This window comes from Acinetobacter sp. 1566109 (assembly GCF_000582255.1).
GTDB lineage: Bacteria > Pseudomonadota > Gammaproteobacteria > Pseudomonadales > Moraxellaceae > Acinetobacter > Acinetobacter nosocomialis.
The window spans coordinates 1-1,577 of sequence record NZ_JEYB01000171.1 but is presented as its reverse complement, the minus strand read 5'-3'; the positions used below and the strand labels follow the sequence as shown (position 1 = coordinate 1,577).

The 1,577-nt window shown below is 38.9% G+C and carries 1 protein-coding gene and 1 pseudogene; one reads left to right on the top strand and one right to left on the bottom strand.

The window, feature by feature from the left end; genetic code table 11:
• Positions 1-90: 90 nt before the first annotated feature.
• A pseudogene (locus J582_RS25105) lies at positions 91-1,110 on the bottom strand (terminase); the annotation flags it as partial.
• 72 nt (positions 1,111-1,182) lie between these two features.
• Here J582_RS25105 and J582_RS25100 point away from each other — a divergent pair.
• Positions 1,183-1,577 (top strand): IS256 family transposase (locus tag J582_RS25100; protein ID WP_032048910.1); only part of this gene is annotated, 395 nt, incomplete at its 3' end.

The window sequence follows — 1,577 nt, the reverse complement described above, 5'->3', positions numbered from 1 at the left end:
CCAGCTTTTTTGTGCAGCAATATACTGCGGATGTTTATCAGTAACTGCCATAAAAACACCAATAAAAAATCACCTGTAAAGGTGCATTGTTTAAGACATCCCGCGAATTCTTCGAACTCCAACAGATTTCTTGTCGATCGGGAATAAATAAGCGATTGGATATGTACCTGCATCATTCATATGGTCAAAACCGGCACTCTTATCCGGCTGTCCATAATCATCATAGATTCGTCGCTCTAGGCATTTAGCAAAGTGAGGACATTTATCTACATTTACGAATAATCTGCGCTCAGATAATGTATTGCAGAGCATACCGTTCATTGAGTTAATACGATCTTTTACTGCTGGATTTCGACTATTCACATGAACTTTAAAACCTGCCTTTCTTAATAAAGCCAGATCTGTCTCACTAGCATTACTCGACTTTCGATTCTCACCTGAAGCATCGGGATAAACTGCAACCTCGTGATTAGGATATCGCTCTTGGATAGCCTCAATCATTGCTGGAGTATCGAATAGATTAAAGAACTCATCTACCGCATGCATATGCTCACCACGGCGAACATATACCACAGCAGCCATTTTAGTTACGTTGAAGTCCATTCCCACATGAAGAACATCATTAACCTTAACTGTTTCACTTGATGCACTTAGCAACCGGTTAAAACAATAGTAGATGACACCTTGATAGCTCTCAAAGCTTGCTTCATGTTCCTGACTAAATGTCTTAGGATCCATTTTGCGTTTAGCAACAATGATTTCAAACTCAGGAATATTTCCACCTTGTAATGAAGTGTAAGAAAAGCTTTTACAGTCTGGTTCATGCCCTGGCTGACCATCCATGAATGTGTCATAACAATGGTTAAAGCCTTTAGGCATACCAATTCTTAAAACATGGCCACCAACTCGCTGTTCGCCGTTCACCATATACTTACAGGTAGAAAGCATCGGGCGAAGCACTTCTTCCCATGCAGCCCATTTACAGTCGGCCCATTCATCAATAATTAAGAAAAATAAACCAGATCCACGAAGGTCATCATAGTTATCTAGACCAACGACACGGATAATATGGCCACTTCTTAAAGTAATTGAACATTCAGTTTCATTGGGACTGTTCTAAATTTTGTGTAAGTACTTAATTTTCATTTATCCTACTGAGGATAATAAAAAGAGGTACTTCACATGGATGAAGCTACAATCAAAAGTATGGCAGCTGAATTAGCTAAAGGTTTAAAAACTCCTGAAGATTTAAACCAAATGACAGCCATATTTAAAAAGTTCATGATCGAAACCGCTCTGAATACTGAGCCTTCTGAACATTTAGGCTATGAAAAGCATCAACCTAAGAAAGGATCTAATGCACGTAATGGTTTTAGCTCCAAAACAGTTCTAACACAAGATGGGCAGCTTGCTTTAGATATCCCTCGTGATCGTGACGGCTCTTTTGAACCACAGATTATTAAGAAGCATCAAACGCGCATTACTAGCATGGATGATCAAATTCTTTCGCTATATGCGAAAGGAATGACAAATAGAGAAATTGTTGCTTTTTTTAAAGAAATGTACGATGCCGATGT